Below are 16,832 nucleotides of genomic sequence, written 5' to 3'. Positions count from 1 at the left end.
ACCAGTCACCATTGCCCGGGGCTTTCGAGCCGCTCCGGGAAGGCTGCGGCGCGTCCCGCTGGGGGGCGTCCCGCCGAATGCACGTTTAGTCCATACGTTGTTCATTCACCCCTGTTTGGATGGGCCCGGCACGACTTGACCAGGAGTTCTGGCCGGCCACTGTCCGCTGCACCCTGCGGACGCACTGCACCCTGCCCTTTACCCGGGGCACCCTAATGAGAGTTAGAGCGGATGAAACTAACACCCTGGAAAACAGCGCTGGGCTCAGCGCTGTCGGCGGCGCTGATAGCAGCCCCACTGGCGGCGGCCGTGCCGGCTAACGCCACCGAACCGTTGCCGGCAGCAGCCGGAACCTCGCCGGTGGTCATCAACGAGGCCTATCTCAGCGGCGGCAGCTCCGGCGCGGCCTTCAAGAACAAGTTTGTCGAGCTGTACAACGGCTCCGACGCGCCGGTCTCACTGGAGGGCTGGAGTCTCCAGTACCGCTCAGCCCCGGGCACCGGCGCGCCGAGCTCGGTGGCAGTCCTGGCCGGCAGCATTCCCGCCAAGGGCTACTACCTGCTCAAGGGCGGCAGCAACGGCACGGCCGGCGCCGACCTGCCGGCCGCCGACGCCACCGCTACCGGCTTCAACCCGGCCGGTGGCGGCGGCACGATCGTGCTGGCCAAACAGGCCGCAGCACTCAATCCGCTGCCGACAGGCTCGGTCATCGAACCGGCCAACGTCGCGGACCTCCTCGGCTACGGCACTTCCAACACCTTCGAGGCCCAGGCGGCCGCGGCGCCGTCGGGAAACACCGACGTCAAGAGCATGAACCGCAGCAACGGCGCCGACACCAACAACAACGCCGCCGACTTCGCACTGAACGCCGCCATCACGCCGACGGCGGCCAATGGCGCTGCCGGCCCCGTGGATCCGCCCGTGGACCCGGGCACTCCCCCGGCCGCCAAGACCATTGCCGAAATCCAGGGCACCGGCGCCGCAAGCCCGCTGGCAGGATCCTCGGTCACTACGCGGGGCCGGGTCACTGCGACGTTCCCCACCGGCGGCTTCGCCGGCTACTACGTCCAGACCCCCGGCACGGGCGGCGATCTCACCCCGGCCAACCACGCGGCGTCGGACGCGGTGTTCGTCTACTCCCCGTCCACGGTCGACTCCGTCAGGATCGGCGACTACGTCGAGCTCACCGGCGCTGTCAGCGAATTCTTCGGCATGACGCAGTTGAACGTCGCCGCGGCGGCCGATCTGAAGAAGCTCACCGAGGCCGCCCCCGAGGTCAAGGCCACCGGCTTCGCGCTCCCCGCCGACGAGGCCTTCCGTGAATCCCTCGAAGGCATGCTGCTCACCCCACAGGGCCCCGTCACCGTGGCGGACAACTTCTCGCTGAACCAGTACGGCGAGATCGGCCTGGCCGGCGGCACCACCGCGCTGGAGCAGCCCACCGCCGTCGCGTCCTTCGGTTCTGCGGAGTACACCGCCACGGCCGCGGCGAACGCCGCCCGCGGCATCAAGCTCGACGACGGCGCCACCACGAACTTCCTCAAGGACGCCGCCACCAAGGCCCAGGTTCTCCCGTACCTGACCACGGCCGATCCCGTCCGGGTCGGCGCGCCGGTGACGTTCAAAACCAACGTGGTGCTCAGCTACACGAACAGCGCCTGGAAGTTCCAGCCCCTGACGCAGCTGACGGCCGCCAACGCGGACACCGTGCAGCCGGCCAGCTTCGGCGCCACCCGGGCCGGGACCCCGGCCGCCGTGGGCGGCAATCTCAAGCTTGCCTCCTTCAACGTGCTGAACTACTTCCCCACCACCGGCGACCAGATCTCCGGCTGTACGTTCTACCCGGACCGGGACGGCAACCCCATCACGGTCAAGGGCGGCTGCGACGTCCGCGGCGCGGCGAACGCGGAGAACTTCAAGCGGCAGCAGGACAAGATCGTCGCCGCCATCTCCAAGTCCGGGGCCGACGTCGTCACGCTCATGGAGGTCGAGAACTCGGCCCAGTTCGGCAAGACCCGGGACGACGCGCTCGCCAAGCTGGTGGATGCGCTGAACATCGCCACCCCGGGGATCTGGGACTACGTCCGCACGCCGGCCAACGCACCCCCGCTGGCCGACGAGGACATGATCCGCACCGCGTTCATCTACAAGTTGGCCGCCGCCGAACCGATCGGCGAATCCATCATCCACAACGACACGGTCGCGTTCGCCAGCGCCCGCAAGCCGATGGCCCAGCTCTTCAAGCCCGTCGGCGCCGCCGATGACAAGAAGTTCATCGCGATCGCCAACCACTTCAAGTCCAAGGGCTCCGCCGCGACGCCGGAGGACACCGACAAGGGCCAGGGCGCCTCGAACCTGGCCCGCACCGCCCAGGCCAAGTCCCTGCTGGCATTCGCCGACGAACTGCAGAAGTCCAAGGGCACGGACAAGGTCTTCCTGATCGGCGACTTCAACTCCTACGCCAAGGAGGACCCGATCAACGTCCTCACGGGCGCCGGGTACGTCAACCAGGATGAGAAGGCTAAGAACGCCGACGGTTCCGCCAAGCACTCCTACCTGTTCGGCGGCCTCGTGGGCTCGCTGGACCACATCCTCGCCTCCCCGGCGGCCAACGCCGCCGTCACCGGCGCGGACATCTGGAACATCAACTCCGTGGAATCCGTGGCGCTGGAGTACAGCCGCTACAACAACAACGTCACCGACTACTACGCTCCGGACCAGTTCCGGGCGAGCGACCACGATCCCGTGGTGGTGGGTCTGAACTTGCCCGTCACCCCGGCCAGCGTGGAGCTGAACTTCCTGGGCATCAACGATTTCCACGGCCGCATCGATTCGAACACCGTGTTCTTCGCAGGGACGATCGAGAAGCTGCGCGCCGCCGCCGCCCCGGGCGCCACCGCGTTCATCTCGGCCGGCGACAACATCGGCGCCTCGCTGTTCGCCTCGGCCATCGCCAAGGACCAGCCGACCATCGACGTGCTGAACGCCCTGGACCTGCGCACCTCAGCGGTGGGCAACCACGAGTTCGACGGCGGCTGGGCTGACCTGCGCGACCGCGTCACCGCCGGCGGGACCAACGCCAAGTTCCCGTACCTGGGCGCCAACGTCTACGCCAAGGGCACCACCACCCCGGTCCTGCCGGAATACACGGTCCTGGACATGAACGGCGTGAAGGTCGCCGTGATCGGTACGGTCACGCAGGAGGTGCCGTCACTGGTCACGCCGTCAGGCATCGCGGACCTTGAATTCGGTGACCCCGTCGACGCGATCAACCGGGTCGCGGCGAAGATCAAGGCGGACAAGCTCGCCGACGTCATCATCGTGGAGAACCACGACGGCGCCGGGKCGGGCGCGCCCGACGGGGCCACTTTGGAGCAGGAAATCGCCGCCGGCGGCCCCTTCGCCAAGATGGTCCAGAAGGTCACCCCGGATGTGGCGGCGATCTTCAACGGCCACACCCACAAGCAGTACTCCTGGGACGCACCCGTCCTGGATTCGGCCGGCCAGCCCACCGGCAAGACCCGCCCGATCGTCCAGACCGGAAACTACGGCGAGTTCATCGGCCAGATCCAGCTGACCATCGACACCAGGACCATGTCGGTGACCGGGTACAAGGCCGGCAACGTCCAGCGCACCACGAGCGCCGCGCAACCGGCAGCGGATCTTGTGGCGCAGTACCCGCGGGTCGCGGCCGTCAAGGCCATTGTGGACAAGGCCCTGGCCGACGCCGCGGTGGTCGGCAACCAGCCTGTCGGCAAGGTCACGGCGGATATCACGACGGCGTTCGCCGGTTCCCCGGCTGTGCGCGATGACCGGAGCAGCGAGTCCACCCTCGGCAATCTGGTGGCGGACTCCCTGGTCGATGCGCTGAAAGCGCCGGACCTCGGCGCCGCCGAAATCGGCGTCGTCAACCCGGGCGGCCTGCGCAACGAGCTGTACTACGCGCCCGACGGCACCATCACGTACGCCGAGGCCAACGCCGTGCTGCCGTTCGTGAACAATCTGTGGACCACGTCCCTCACCGGTGCGCAGTTCAAGACCCTGCTGGAGCAGCAGTGGCAGACCAACCCGGACGGCACGGTTCCCAGCCGTGCCTACCAGCAGCTGGGCCTGTCCAAGAACGTGAACTACACCTACGACGCCGCCCGCGCCGCCGGTGACCGGATCACCTCGATCCGGGTCAATGGTGCACTGATCGACCCGGCGAAGTCCTACCGGATCGGGACGTTCAACTTCCTGGCCACCGGCGGCGACAACTTCCGCATCTTCAAGGAAGGCGCGGGCACCAAGGACTCCGGGCTCGTGGACCGCGATGCCTGGATCAAGTACCTGCAGACCCACAACCCGGTCTCGCCGGACTTCGGCCGCCGCTCCGTGGCTGTCGTGAACACGACGGCGGCCGAGGTCAAGGGCGGCGAATCCATCACACTGGCGGTTTCAAAGCTGGACCTCACCTCGCTGGGCAGCCCGGTGAATGCCTCGCTGCGCGCCGAGTTCACCGACGCCGCGGGCACGGTGACGGCCCTGGGCACGGTACCAGTGACCGCCGGCGCCGCTCAGGTGGACGTGAAGGTTCCGGCCGGAGCCGCCGCCGGCGCGGGCACCCTGGTGCTTACCGCCGTCGAATCCGGCACTGTAGTGAAAACGGCGGTGAAGGTCGCGGCCAGCGTCCCCGTCCCGCCGAAGTGCACGCCGCCGGTCAAGCCGACCAGGCCCGGGGATCTCGTGGGCCAGGTGAACTACGGGACAGCCATGGCCGTCTACCGGAAGTGCCTCAAGGGCTGATGCCTTAGCCCGGGATCCCCGGTCCCCACCACGGCACATGCCCTCCCCTGGCCCGCAGCACTGGACATAAGCACCACGCATCCACTGCCCGGCCCCAGGGGAGGGCATGTCCATTCTTGGAGGCAGGCAAGCCGGAGGGCATGCCCACTTTGAGCGGCTCCTGAGCGGCGGGCTAGGGGGCCAGGATGTCGCGGGCGATCTCGTCAGCGTCGCGCAGGGTGCGCTGTCCGCTGCGGTAGACCGGGCCGGTCTTCGGCCGGGCCTCGGCGGCGATGGCCGTGCCCCATTGCGTGGCGGAGAGCTGAAGCCCGAGCACGTAAAGCCCCGGCGTCACGGACCCGTTGGCACCGAGCGGGCGGTACGGATGCGGGACGACGTCCAGCCCCGAAGTCTGCACCGGTGTCCCCTCCACGCTCATCATGAGGCGCGGCCGCACCAGCCCCTCGGCGAGCAACTGCTCCAGCAGGGGCGAGGAGTTGACGGCCACCCGGTTGGCCGGTGCCAGCGCCTCGATCATCGCCGCCGCGGACACGGCGCCCGCCCCGTAACCGGACACGGCGCCCGCCCCTGAACCGGACACAGCGTTCTCCGTCCGGTCCCATATCGCACCGGCCTTCGCCGTCCCTGAGGCAGCACCGAGCACGCCGGCACTGCCCACAAAACCGCGGACCCCAGCACCGCCCGCGGCAGCACCACCGACGCCGGCAGGCTCCATCGCAGCACCTTCCGCCCCGCCGTCGGCGCTTTCATCCATTCCGCCGCCCACCCATGGTGACGTCGCGGTGAACATCCGGGCCCGCCGGTCCACGCCGAACTTGGGGTCAGGGCCCACGAAGCGCACGATTCCCGCCCGGGCCAGTGCCGCGAGCTGCGCGGAGCGCAGCGCGGGCGGGCCGCTCGCCAGGCCTTCCACGAATGATTCGAACCAGCCCCGGAGGCCCGCGACCCAGGATTCGTCCGTGATGCCACTATCGGCCACAGCGGTCTTGAGCACGGCCCGGCCGTGGTGCAGGGCGCCGATCGCCATCTTCACCGGATCGTCCTCGCCAAGGGCCGAGCGCCGGGCGTCGTCGAGCAGGTAGTCGACGACGGCGGCGTCCAGCTCGGCTCTGGAGTCAAACGAGCGCCCGGCCAGGGGCGCCGCGAGGCCGAGCAGGTCCAGGCGGTGGGATGCCCGGACATGGACGGCAATCACCGATTGCGCGGTGTGCTCCCACTTGGCGGTCGAGTGGGCGTGCGGCCGCAAAGACTCGTCCAGGGCGCGCAGGAACTCGGCCGGGCCGGTCAGGATGGCATCGGGCTGCGAGCGCGCGAGCGTGGAGTAGTAGGCCCAGACCGCGTCCCGGTGCAGGAGCGGCCAGAGGTCGTAGTCAAAGGAGGGCCGGATTCCGGAGTCGGCGAACTTCGCGATCGCGCCCTCAGTGCAGTAGCGCAGCCGGACCGTTCCGGGGTAGTAGCCGGTGAGTGTCGCCTTCGCCCGGTAGGGGGTGCCGCGGCGTGAGGCGGCGATGATGAGCGGTTCGCGGCCGGACGGCAGATACGTCAGTTCAGCGGTGCCCTCCCCGGCAACGAACCGGCCGCCGCGCCCTTCCGTCAGCTGTCCCATCACGTCAAAGAAGTTCAGGCCCATGCCGCGCACCAGGACAGGTTTGCCTCCCGGCACCCGGGACCAGTCGACGTCGGCGGGCGCCGCCGGCGGCACGTACAGGAGACCGAGTTCCTCCGCCGCGGAAAGCAGCTCCCGCTGTTCAGGGTTCAACCGCGCGTCGAGGTGGCCCACGGCCAGCACCACGGAGTCGACGGTAAGTATGGTGCCGTCGTCGAGCACGACGTCGAACCGCACCGAAGCGTCCTCCGCGCCGGCCGGCCCGGAGGCGGCCAGGTCCGGGCCCGGCGCCGCAGCGGCCTCCGCGGCGGCGTGGCGGACGGACGTCGCCGCCGCCGCGTGGAAGTCCACGCTGACGCCGGCCGGCAGCACGGTGAGCAGTTCCTCGAGGGTGGACCGCAGGTAACGGCCGTAAAGGGCCCGGCTGGGGAAGTCCGCCTCGCCGAGCCGGGAGAGCTCGGCACGTTCGTCGTCAGTGAGCGAAGGGTGCGGGCGGGCCTGCTGGAGTTCGCGCCACTGGTCGAATGTGCGCCCGGCCAGGGGCGGCACGAGTTCCGGGTCTTCGGGGACCACGGTGGGATAGAAGGACTGCGTGTTCATCAGGTACAGCCGCGACTGTCCGGGCTGCCAGACGTGCCCCGGGCCTGCCGGGTAAGGGTCGACCACGTCGATGTGCAGGGTGCCCGCGGAGCCGGCGGAGGCCCAGTTGGCGAGGAGCCGTTCCAGCACGCTCGTGCCCCGGGGACCGGCGCCTATCACTGCCGTCCGGATGCTTCGAGATATGCCCACGGCATCCAGCGTATCGGCAACCCGGCCGCCGGCTTGACCTCCGTGTGACTTGCCACTGCCGCACCGATGTTCTTGGATGGGAAAATGACCACCACAGAAGCTGACCACCCGTCCGCGTCCGGCGAGGCCACCGGCGCCCTCCCGGCTGGAGGGACTTCCCCCGAACCCGTCGACGAGAACATCTGGCTGGAGGACACCTACGGCCAGGAGCAGCTGGCGTGGGTCCGTGAACAGAACGCCCGCACCGAGGAGCTCCTCGAGGACGCCGACTACGCCGATCTGGAAGGCCGGATCCTGGAGGTCCTCGACTCCACCGACCGGATCCCCATGGTGGGCAAGCACGGCGAGTGGTACTACAACTTCTGGAAGGACCGGGACAACCCCCGGGGCCTGTGGCGGCGCACCAGCTGGGACAGCTACCGGGCCGGGACCCCCGAGTGGGATGTTCTGCTGGATGTCGACGCCCTCGCCGCCGCCGAGGGCCAGGACTGGGTCTTCCACGGCGCCAACTTCCTCCGCCCGGCCCCGGGTGAACCCCACCGGCGGGCCCTGCTGGCGTTCTCCCCCGACGGCGGGGACGCCAACCGCCACCGGGAGTTCGACGTCGAGGCCCGCGGCTTCGTGGACCCGGCCGACGGCGGCTTCGACCTCCCGACCGGCAAGGGCAATGCCTCTTGGCTGGACGGGGACACCCTGCTGGTCGCCACCACCGCCAACGATTTGCCGCGGACCACCTCGTCCTATGCCCGCACCGGGGTTAAGCTGCGCCGCGGCGAGTCCCTGGCCCAGGCCGAGCAGCTGTTCGACATTCCCGAGGACCACATGATGGCGATCGTGGCCCACGACTCCACACCGGGCTTCGAACGCACGTTTGCCGTCGACTGGATCAGCTTTTTCGAGAAGAACACCTCGGTGCTGCGCGATGGTGCGTGGGTGCAGATCGACGTGCCGGCGGACGTGAACCTGAGCTCGCACCGTGAATGGCTGCTGTTCCGCCCGCAGCGTGACTGGACCGTCAACGGCACCACCCACCCGGCGGGCTCCCTGCTCGCGGCCGGCTTCGAGGACTTCCTCGCCGGCTCCCGGGACCTCGCCGTGCTCTTCACGCCCGATCCGCACACCTCCCTGCAGTCCTGGAGCTGGACGCGGGACTTCCTGCTGCTGAACCTGCTCCGGGACGTGTCCTCGGAGATCCACGTCCTGGATCCGCGGCGCCCCGGCACGGACGCCGCCTGGGCGGCCACCGTGCTGGACGCCTGCCCGCCCCTGCACGACGTCAATGCCTTCGCGGTGGATGACGAGGACGACGCCGAAGGCTCGGACGACGACGGTACCGGCGGCGCCGCCTCGGTCGCCGAAGGCGAGGCGCCGGGCGCAGGGAACGACTTCTGGCTGGTGGCCACCGGCTTCACGACGCCGACCACCCTGACCCGCGGGACACTCGCCCGCGACAGTGACTGCGGGGCTGCCGAAGGCGTGACCAGCACGCACGAGGTGATAAGGACCTCGCCGTCGTTCTTCGACGAGGCCGGCTACGAGGTCCAGCAGCACTTCGCGGCCTCCAGCGACGGCACGAAGGTTCCGTACTTCCAGGTGGCCGCCAAGGACCTGGTGCTGGACGGCCAGAACCCGACCCAGCTTTCCGGCTACGGCGGCTTCGAGATTTCGCGGACGCCGGCGTACAGCGGCGCGATCGGCCGGGCGTGGCTGGAGCGGCGCACGGCGGAGTCCAGCGGCGTAGAGGGCGAGGGCACACACCGCCGCGGCGGCGTCTACGTGGTGGCGAACATCCGCGGCGGCGGCGAGTACGGGCCCGACTGGCACCGCGCCGCGCTGCAGGGCAACCGCCACCGGGCGTACGAGGACTTCGCCGCCGTCGCGAAGGACCTGATCTCCCGCGGCGTCACGTCCCGTCAGCGGCTCGGCTGCGTGGGCGGCTCCAACGGCGGACTGCTGGTGGGCAACATGCTCACCCAGTACCCGGAGCTTTTTGGCGCCGTGTCCTGCGGGGTCCCGCTCCTGGACATGCGCCGGTACACCAAACTGTCCGCGGGCTATTCCTGGATCGGCGAATACGGCGACCCCGACGTGCCCGAGCAGTGGGAGTTCCTGAAGACGTTTTCGCCGTACCACCTGCTCAAGGACGGCGTGGACTACCCGGAGGCGTTTATTTGGACGGCGACTTCGGATGACCGGGTGGGGCCGGTCCAGGCCCGGAAGATGGCGGCCCGCATGCAGGCCATGGGCATCCCCAATGTCTGGTTCCACGAGGCTCTCGAGGGCGGCCACGCGGGAGCTTCGGACAACCGGCAGGCAGCGGCCCTGCAAAGCCGCAGCCAGCATTTCCTGTGGCGGGCCCTCGCCGGCACCGAGGCGTAAGGCCCGCACCCAAGCAACGCGGAGTCACTTAGTGCCCATCCGGAGGGCCCCGCATGGGCCGGATCTGACCCCGCGTTGCTCTGGAGCGGGCCGTTTTGCACTGCGTGGCACCTTCTGCGTATCCTTGGTTGGCTAGTTATTAGCAATTGGAGACGTGCCAGAGCGGCCGAATGGGCTTCACTGCTAATGAAGTGTGGGGCACAACTCCACCGGGGGTTCAAATCCCCCCGTCTCCGCGTTTGGCCCCGGTCCTCGGACCGGGGCCTTTTGCGTTCCCGGGCAGATCAGGGCGGATCGACGTCGTTCATTCGCGCTGGTCTGCCCCCAGCAGTCACGTCCCCCGCCCCGGCCCGTCCGGTGGCCGGACGCCTCACGCCCGGCGGCGGATCCGGATGGCAGGATAGGCCCATGTCGAGCGACACGGAATTTGACGCCATCATCGTCGGCGGCGGACACAACGGGCTGGCCGCGGCCGCGTACCTGGCCAAGGCCGGGCGGGACGTCCTGGTCCTGGAAAAGCTGGAACACGCCGGCGGCGCTGCGGTATCCGCGAACGCGTTCGACGGCGTCGACGCCCGCCTCTCGCGCTATTCGTACCTCGTCAGCCTCCTGCCCCGGCAGATCATCGACGACCTCGGCCTGCGCATCACGCTGGCACGACGGCGCTATTCCTCCTACACCCCGGACCCCGCAGACGGCAGCCGGGCCCTGCTGGTGGACAACGGGGACGAGGCCGCCACGGCCGCGTCGTTCGCCGCCGTCGGCGCTCCCGATGGCGAGTTCGGCGCCTTCACCGCGTTCTACGCCGCGTGCCGGCAGCTCACGGAGGCGCTCTGGCCCACAATGACCGCGCCGCTGCTGGCGCGGTCCGACGCCCGGGCCCTCGCCGCCAGGGCCGGGGCCGACGCGGCGTGGGAGGCCATGATCGAACATCCCATCGGGCAGGCGATCCGCCGGGAGCTGGGCAGCGACCTGGTCCGCGGTGTGGTCCTGACGGATGCGCTGATCGGTACCTTCGCCCGGGCTGAAGATGAGGACCTGCAGCAAAACATCTGCTTCCTCTACCACCTGATCGGCGGCGGGACGGGGGACTGGGACGTGCCGGTCGGCGGCATGGGCGCGGTCTCCGGCGAACTGGAGCGAGCCGCGCGCGACGCCGGCGCGACCATCCTCACCTCCGCGGACGTCACCGCCGTCCGGCCCGGCGGCGGCGTGGACTACCGCCACGGCGGGCAGGGCCACTCGGCAACTGCCCGGTGGGTGCTGTCCAATGTGGCGCCGGCCGTCCTGGACCGACTGCGCGGCCTGCCTGCCGCCGCCGCCGGCGCCCCTGCCGGCGCCCTTGGCATTTCACCGGTCGCCGCCACCAACCCGAACCACCGCCGCGAGGGCGCGCAGGTCAAGGTCAACCTGCTGCTCAAACGCCTCCCCCGGCTGCTGGACGGTTCCGTGAGCCCCGAGGCCGCGTTCGGCGGGACGTTCCACATCAACGAGACCTGGTCCCAGCTTGACGCCGCCTACAGCACCGCCGCGGCCGGATCCGTGCCCTCGCCGCTGCCGTGCGAAATCTACTGCCACTCGCTGACCGACCCCAGCATCCTGTCCCCGGAACTGCAGGCCGCCGGCGCCCAGACGCTGACCGTCTTTGGCCTGCACGTCCCGGACCGGCTGGTCACGGCGGAGAACAATGAGGACCGCCGCGCCGAACTGCAGGCGGCCGTCCTGGCCTCCCTGAACTCCGTCCTGGCCGAGCCCGTCGAGGATCTGCTCCTGACCGGTCCGGACGGGCGGCCCTGCATCGAAACCAAGACCACCCTGGACATTGAACGCGCCGTCGGGATGCCCCGCGGCAATATCTTCCACGGCGGCCTCGACTGGCCGTTCGTGGAGGACGGCGAACCGCTGGACACACCGGCGCGCCGCTGGGGCGTGTCCACGGACGATCCGCAGATCCTGCTCTGCGGCTCCGGTGCCCGCCGCGGCGGCGCCGTCAGTGCGATCGGCGGACACAACGCCGCCATGGCCGTGCTGGAATCGGAACCACCCCTGAGCCATGGGTGAACCAGTGCAATGGGTGAATCAGTGCAATGGATGAGCCGGCGCTATGGGTGAACCGGACCATGGGGACACGCGCATGAACGCCTTCCCGCGCGGCGCGGACCCGGCCGGGGGCAGCTGGAGCCCGCGGCTGGCCCTGCTGGTGTCCGCGACGTTCTTCATGGAATTCCTCGACGGGACCGTCCTGACCACCGCCATACCCAGTATCGCCGCCGATTTCGCGGTGCCTGCCGCCGACGTGAACATCACCATGACCGCCTACCTGATGACGGTGGCGATGGGCATCCCGCTCAGCGGCTGGCTCGCGGAGCGGCTCGGTGCCCGCCGGGTGTTCTGCCTCGCCATCGCCATCTTCACGGCCGCGTCACTGCTCTGCGCGCTCAGCCAGGACCTGACCATGCTCACGCTGAGCCGTGTCCTGCAGGGTGCCGGCGGCGCCATGATGGTCCCGGTGGGCACGCTGGTGGTGCTCCGCGGCACCCCGAAGAAGGATCTGCTGCGCGCGACGGCCTTCCTCGTGTGGCCCGGGCTGCTGGCCCCGGTCCTCGCCCCGCTGGTGGGCGGAGCGCTGACGACCTACCTGTCCTGGCACTGGATCTTCCTGGTCAACCTCCCCCTGGGCCTGGCGGCCTTCCTGGCCGCGCTGCGCCTGGTACCCCCAGTCCGCGGCGACAGCACGCGGCGCCTGGACTGGCTCGGACTGGTCCTGATCACGCTCGGGGTGGGATCCCTGCTGGTCGGCCTGGAATTGATGGGCGGCCGGGACGCCGGACTGCTGGCGGCCGCGGCGATCGCTGCGGGCCTGCTGTTCCTGGCCGCCGCCGCGGCCTGGATGCGTCGGACCAGCACGCCGCTGTTCAATCTGTCCGTCTTCGGCACGCGGACGTTCCGCGCGACGGCGACGGGAGGCTTCGTGTACCGCCTGACCATCAGCGCGGTGCCGTTCCTGCTGCCGCTGATGTTCCAGGTCGGTTTCGGCTGGGACCCGCTGCGCGCCGGGGCGATGGTGTCGGCCGTGTTCGTGGGGAACATCGGGATCAAGCCCGCCACGACGCCCCTGATCCGGCGTTTCGGGTTCAAGCCCGTACTGGTGTTCGCGTCTCTGGCCTCCGCAGCCACTTTCGCGCTGTGCGCGCTGCTCGACGCCGGCACGCCGGAACCGCTGATTGTCGCGGTGCTCGTGGCCAGCGGGGCGTTCCGCTCGATCGGATTCTCGGCCTACGCGTCCGTGCAGTACGCCGACGTCGTCCCGGCCCAGCTGCCGTCCGCCAACGCCGTCTCCGCGACGCTCGTGCAGCTCGCCACCGCGGCCGGGATCGCGGTCGGGGCACTCCTGCTGCGGGTCTTCGAGGCAGGCAGCCGCGCGGGATCCCCCGGGGTCGCCGGTGATCCGGCGGCGCCGTACCGGGCGGCGTTCCTGGCCATCGCTGTCCTGATGCTCCTGAGCACCCTGGACAGCCTGGTCCTCCCCCGCCACGCCGGTGCGGAGGTCAGCCGGCCTGGCCCAGCACCAGCGGCAGAACGGCGCCGGCGCCCGCGAGCCTGAGGGCCCGCCCGGAGACGGTCAGGGTCCAGCGGCTGTCCACGAGGTCGTCCACCAGCATGACGCTCTGGCCACGGATTCCGGCCAGGGCCTCCTCCAGCTCCGGTCCCACCACCAGGCGGTCCCAGACGCCGGCGAGCCGGTAGGCGCTGTTCCCGCCGCGGCCGCCGGTGGGTCCGCCGTGATTGAGCTGCAGCTGGCCCAGATACGGGATGCGGCCGATCTCCGAGATCCCGCGGGCCAGGGAATCCACCAGCAACGGCTTCCCGCGGGAGGGCAGGCTGATGATCGCGGCAGGCCGGCCGGCCCCGCTCCAGCCAGCGGTCCGGGCATCTCCGGTGCCCCACTCCCGGAGCACCTGGACGCAGGCCTGCAGCATGCCCGGGTCCACGGGCCGGTCGGGCGCACCGGCGGCGAAGGCCTCCCGCAGGGCCCCGCCCCAGCCAAGGTCCGTCAGGCGCGCCAGCACCCGGCCGTCCGCGAGGGCCTCATCCGGCTTGATCTTGCCCTTAACCGGCACGCCCAGGCGGTCCATGCCGCTGGGCCACTGCAGCCGCGGTTCCAGGGCGACGCCGGCCCGGCGCAGGGTCTGCCCGGCGGTCTCCGTGGCGTCCTCGGCGATGTCGGCGCGGAACCAGCGGCCCGCGCAGTTGTCGCAGCGGCCGCAGGCGCGGGCCGTTTCATCGTCCAGCACCGAGGTGATGTATTCCATCCGGCAGCCGGCCGTGTCCTGGTAGATGACCATCGAGTCCTGTTCATCCACCCGGGCCTCGGCGATCCGGCCGTACCGCTCGGCGTCGTAGTTCCACGGCTGTCCCGTGGAACGCCAGCCGCCGCCGACGCGTTCGACGGCGCCGTCCACGGCCAGGACTTTCAGCAGCAGCTCCAGCGGGGTGCGGCGGAGGTCCACCCGGGCCTCGAGTGCCACCGTGGACACCGCCGTGCCTGCCTCGGCGAGGGCCGTCAGGACCGCGGCAGCCTTCTCCTCGGACGGCATGGACGCCGTGGCGAAGTACTGCCAGATGTCGCGGTCCTCGGATCCCGGCAGCAGCAGGACGTCGGCGTTCGCCGCACCACGGCCGGCACGGCCCACCTGCTGGTAGTAGGCCACCGGCGACGACGGCGCGCCCAGGTGCACGACGAAGCCGAGGTCCGGCTTGTCGAAACCCATGCCGAGGGCGGAGGTGGCCACGAGCGCCTTGACCTGGTTGTCCTTCAGGAGCTGCTCGGCGCGTTCCCGGTCCGCGGGGTCGGTGCGGCCGGTGTAGGCGAGGACCTCGTGCCCCGCCTCGGCCAGGAGGCGGGCGGTGTCCTCGGCGGCGGACACGGTGAGGGTGTAGATGATGCCGCTGCCCTGCAGATCCTGCAGGTGGGTCAGCAGCCAGCCGAGGCGTTCGCGGGAATCGGGCAGGGTCAGGACACCGAGCCGGAGCGAATCCCGGCCCAGGGCGCCACGGATGGTGAGCACGTCCTTGCCGAGCTGTTCCTCGATGTCATGCACCACCCGGGAGTTGGCCGTGGCAGTGGTGGCGAGCACCGGGACCGTGTCCGGGAGCTGCGTGATGAGGTCCGCGATGCGCCGGTAGTCGGGGCGGAAGTCGTGGCCCCAGTCCGAGATGCAGTGGGCCTCGTCAATCACCAGCAGCCCGGTCCGGCGGACGAGCTCGGGCAGCTGGTTTTCCCGGAAGGACGGGTTGGTGAGTCGTTCCGGCGAGACCAGCAGGACGTCCACTTCATCGGCGGCGAGCTGCTCGCGGACAGTGTCCCAGTCCAGCTGGTTGGCGGAGTTGATCGCCACCGCCCGCACGCCGGCCCGCGCCGCGGCCGCGACCTGGTCCCGCATGAGGGCCAGGAGCGGGGACACGATCAGGGTGGGCCCGGCGCCGCGGCGGCGCAACAGCAGGGAGGCGACAAAGTACACGGCCGACTTCCCCCAGCCGGTGCGCTGCACCACCAGGGCCCGCCTGCCGCCGTCGACCAGGGCCTCAATGGCCTCGAACTGGCCGTCATGGAACTCGGCTTCAGGATGGCCCACGAGCTCCCGCAGTACGTTCTGGGCCTGTTCCCGGGTAGAGGATGTGGTGCCGGCTAGGGCAGTGCTGGAAAGGGCGTTCTGGTTACTGGCCATTGCTTCAGTATCCCAGCCCCCTCCGACAGCCACGAAGCCGGTACCCGCTATGTGCACAATCCAGGTGTGTTGACAAGGGTGCGGACAGGCCGGCGCGTCAGGGCCGCAACGTAAGATAAGACGCGTGAATACGGATAAGACAAAGACTTTTGACCTCTCGACCTCGTTCAAGGCCTACGATGTGCGCGGAATCGTGGGGCAATCCATCACCGCGGAGATCGTCGAAGCCGTCGGTGCCGCCTTCGTCGACGTCCTGGAACTCACAGGGCAGACCGTGCTGGTGGGCGGGGACATGCGCCCCTCTTCCCCCGAGTTCGCCAAAGCCTTCGCGAACGGCGCAGCCACCCGGGGCGCCAACGTCCAGCTGCTGGACCTGATCTCCACCGACGAGCTCTACTACGCGTGCGGGGCCCTCAACGCCGCCGGCGCCACGTTCACCGCGAGCCACAACCCGGCCGAATACAACGGCATCAAGATGGCCAAGGCCGGCGCCGTGCCGATCTCCTCCGAAACCGGGCTCATGGAAATCCAGGCCCGCGCCGAGGAATACCTCAACGCCGGCGCCATCCCCGCGGCCGGCAGCACTGGCCTGATTGGCGTGCAGGACGTCCTCAAGGGCTACGCGGAGTACCTGCGGTCCCTGGTGGACCTGCGCGGTTCCCGGCCGCTGAAAGTTGTGGTCGATGCCGGCAACGGCATGGCCGGTCTCACCACCCCGGCCGTGCTTGGCGATGCCCTGCTGCCCAAGCTTCCGCTGGAGATCGTGCCGCTGTACTTCGAGCTCGACGGATCCTTCCCGAACCACCCGGCCAACCCGCTGGAGCCGGAAAACCTGCGCGACCTGCAGGCCGCCGTCGTCGAACACGGCGCGGACATCGGCCTGGCCTTCGACGGCGACGCCGACCGCTGCTTCGTGATCGACGAGAAGGGCGAGCCTGTCTCGCCGTCGGCCATTACCGGCATGGTGGCCCGCCGCGAAATCGCCCGCGCCCAGGGTCTCGGTGAAGACACGCCCACCGTCATCCACAACCTGCTGACCTCCCGCGCGGTTCCCGAACTCGTCGAACGCCACGGCGGCCGGCCCGTCCGCACGCGCGTGGGGCATTCCTTCATCAAGGCCGTCATGGCCGCGGAAGGGGCCATCTTCGGCGGGGAACACTCGGCCCACTTCTACTTCCGCGACTTCTGGAATGCCGACACGGGCATGCTGGCCGCCATGCACGTCCTCGCCGCCCTGGGCGAACAGGAGGGCCCGCTCTCCGAACTCGGCCGCGAATACGAGCCGTACCGGTCATCCGGCGAGATCAACTCGGAAATCGAGGACAAGGCCACCGCGGTCGAGCGGGTCCGCGAGGACTTCCACGACGAGGACGTCGAGGTCGACTACCTCGACGGCAGCACCTTCATCGCCACCGACGGCAGCTACTGGTTCAACCTGCGCCCGTCCAACACCGAACCGTTCCTGCGCCTTAACGTTGAAGCCACGGACGCCGCCACCATGGAACGCGTCCGCGACCGCGTCCTGGCGCTGGTCCGGGGCTAGC

Annotated in this window: 7 protein-coding genes and 1 tRNA gene; 6 read left to right on the top strand and 2 right to left on the bottom strand. The window is 69.9% G+C overall.

The features are described from left to right. Positions 1 to 231 precede the first annotated feature (231 nt). The gene (locus tag AC1D0A_RS14355) at positions 232 to 4,785 is read left to right on the top strand and encodes an ExeM/NucH family extracellular endonuclease (RefSeq protein WP_476946088.1); all 4,554 of its coding nucleotides are present in this window, start codon (positions 232 to 234) and stop codon (positions 4,783 to 4,785) included. 172 nt (positions 4,786 to 4,957) lie between these two features. Here AC1D0A_RS14355 and AC1D0A_RS14350 read toward each other — a convergent pair whose 3' ends face one another. Further along, positions 4,958 to 7,180 carry an FAD/NAD(P)-binding protein gene (locus AC1D0A_RS14350; protein WP_476946087.1) on the bottom strand — a complete coding sequence of 741 codons (2,223 nt, stop codon included), beginning with the start codon at positions 7,178 to 7,180 and terminating at the stop codon, positions 4,958 to 4,960. Between the two features lie 84 nt (positions 7,181 to 7,264). On the opposite strand from AC1D0A_RS14350, the gene AC1D0A_RS14345 reads away from it, so the two are divergent. The 4 genes from AC1D0A_RS14345 to AC1D0A_RS14330 all read left to right on the top strand — a co-directional run bounded on the left by AC1D0A_RS14345 (position 7,265) and on the right by AC1D0A_RS14330 (position 13,163). After that, positions 7,265 to 9,559: a prolyl oligopeptidase family serine peptidase gene (locus AC1D0A_RS14345; RefSeq protein ID WP_476946086.1), complete on the top strand. Its 2,295-nt coding sequence runs from the start codon at positions 7,265 to 7,267 to the stop codon at positions 9,557 to 9,559. 148 nt (positions 9,560 to 9,707) lie between these two features. Continuing rightward, positions 9,708 to 9,795 (top strand) — tRNA-Ser (locus tag AC1D0A_RS14340). Positions 9,796 to 9,967: 172 nt separating this feature from the next. After that, entirely contained in the window at positions 9,968 to 11,620 is a 1,653-nt protein-coding gene (locus AC1D0A_RS14335; RefSeq protein WP_243181827.1) for a phytoene desaturase family protein, read from the top strand. A gap of 73 nt (positions 11,621 to 11,693) precedes the next feature. After that, the gene (locus AC1D0A_RS14330; RefSeq protein WP_476946085.1) at positions 11,694 to 13,163 is read left to right on the top strand and encodes an MFS transporter; all 1,470 of its coding nucleotides are present in this window, start codon (positions 11,694 to 11,696) and stop codon (positions 13,161 to 13,163) included. Here the strand turns inward: AC1D0A_RS14330 and AC1D0A_RS14325 are convergent. Beyond that, a complete protein-coding gene (locus AC1D0A_RS14325) occupies positions 13,108 to 15,288 on the bottom strand; it encodes a RecQ family ATP-dependent DNA helicase (RefSeq protein WP_028278123.1) in 2,181 nt (726 codons plus the stop codon). The genes AC1D0A_RS14330 and AC1D0A_RS14325 overlap by 56 nt on opposite strands. Positions 15,289 to 15,412: 124 nt before the next feature. Here AC1D0A_RS14325 and AC1D0A_RS14320 point away from each other — a divergent pair, with 124 nt between their 5' ends. Further along, positions 15,413 to 16,831: a phosphomannomutase/phosphoglucomutase gene (locus AC1D0A_RS14320; protein WP_243181825.1), complete on the top strand. Its 1,419-nt coding sequence runs from the start codon at positions 15,413 to 15,415 to the stop codon at positions 16,829 to 16,831. Position 16,832: the final 1 nt, after the last annotated feature.

The sequence above is a fragment of the Arthrobacter sp. P1_D4 genome (assembly GCF_056406115.1).
The sequence above is the reverse complement of the archived record's forward strand: the minus strand, read 5'-3'. Positions and strand labels throughout refer to the sequence as shown.

What these genes read in the sequence shown, in the direction of transcription:
- AC1D0A_RS14345 (WP_476946086.1), top strand. Translation starts at nt 7,265, where the DNA reads ATGACCACCACAGAAGCTGACCACCCGTCCGCGTCCGGCGAGGCCACC.
- AC1D0A_RS14335 (WP_243181827.1), top strand. Translation starts at nt 9,968, where the DNA reads ATGTCGAGCGACACGGAATTTGACGCCATCATCGTCGGCGGCGGACAC.
- AC1D0A_RS14330 (WP_476946085.1), top strand. Translation starts at nt 11,694, where the DNA reads ATGAACGCCTTCCCGCGCGGCGCGGACCCGGCCGGGGGCAGCTGGAGC.
- AC1D0A_RS14325 (WP_028278123.1), bottom strand. Translation starts at nt 15,288, where the DNA reads ATGGCCAGTAACCAGAACGCCCTTTCCAGCACTGCCCTAGCCGGCACC.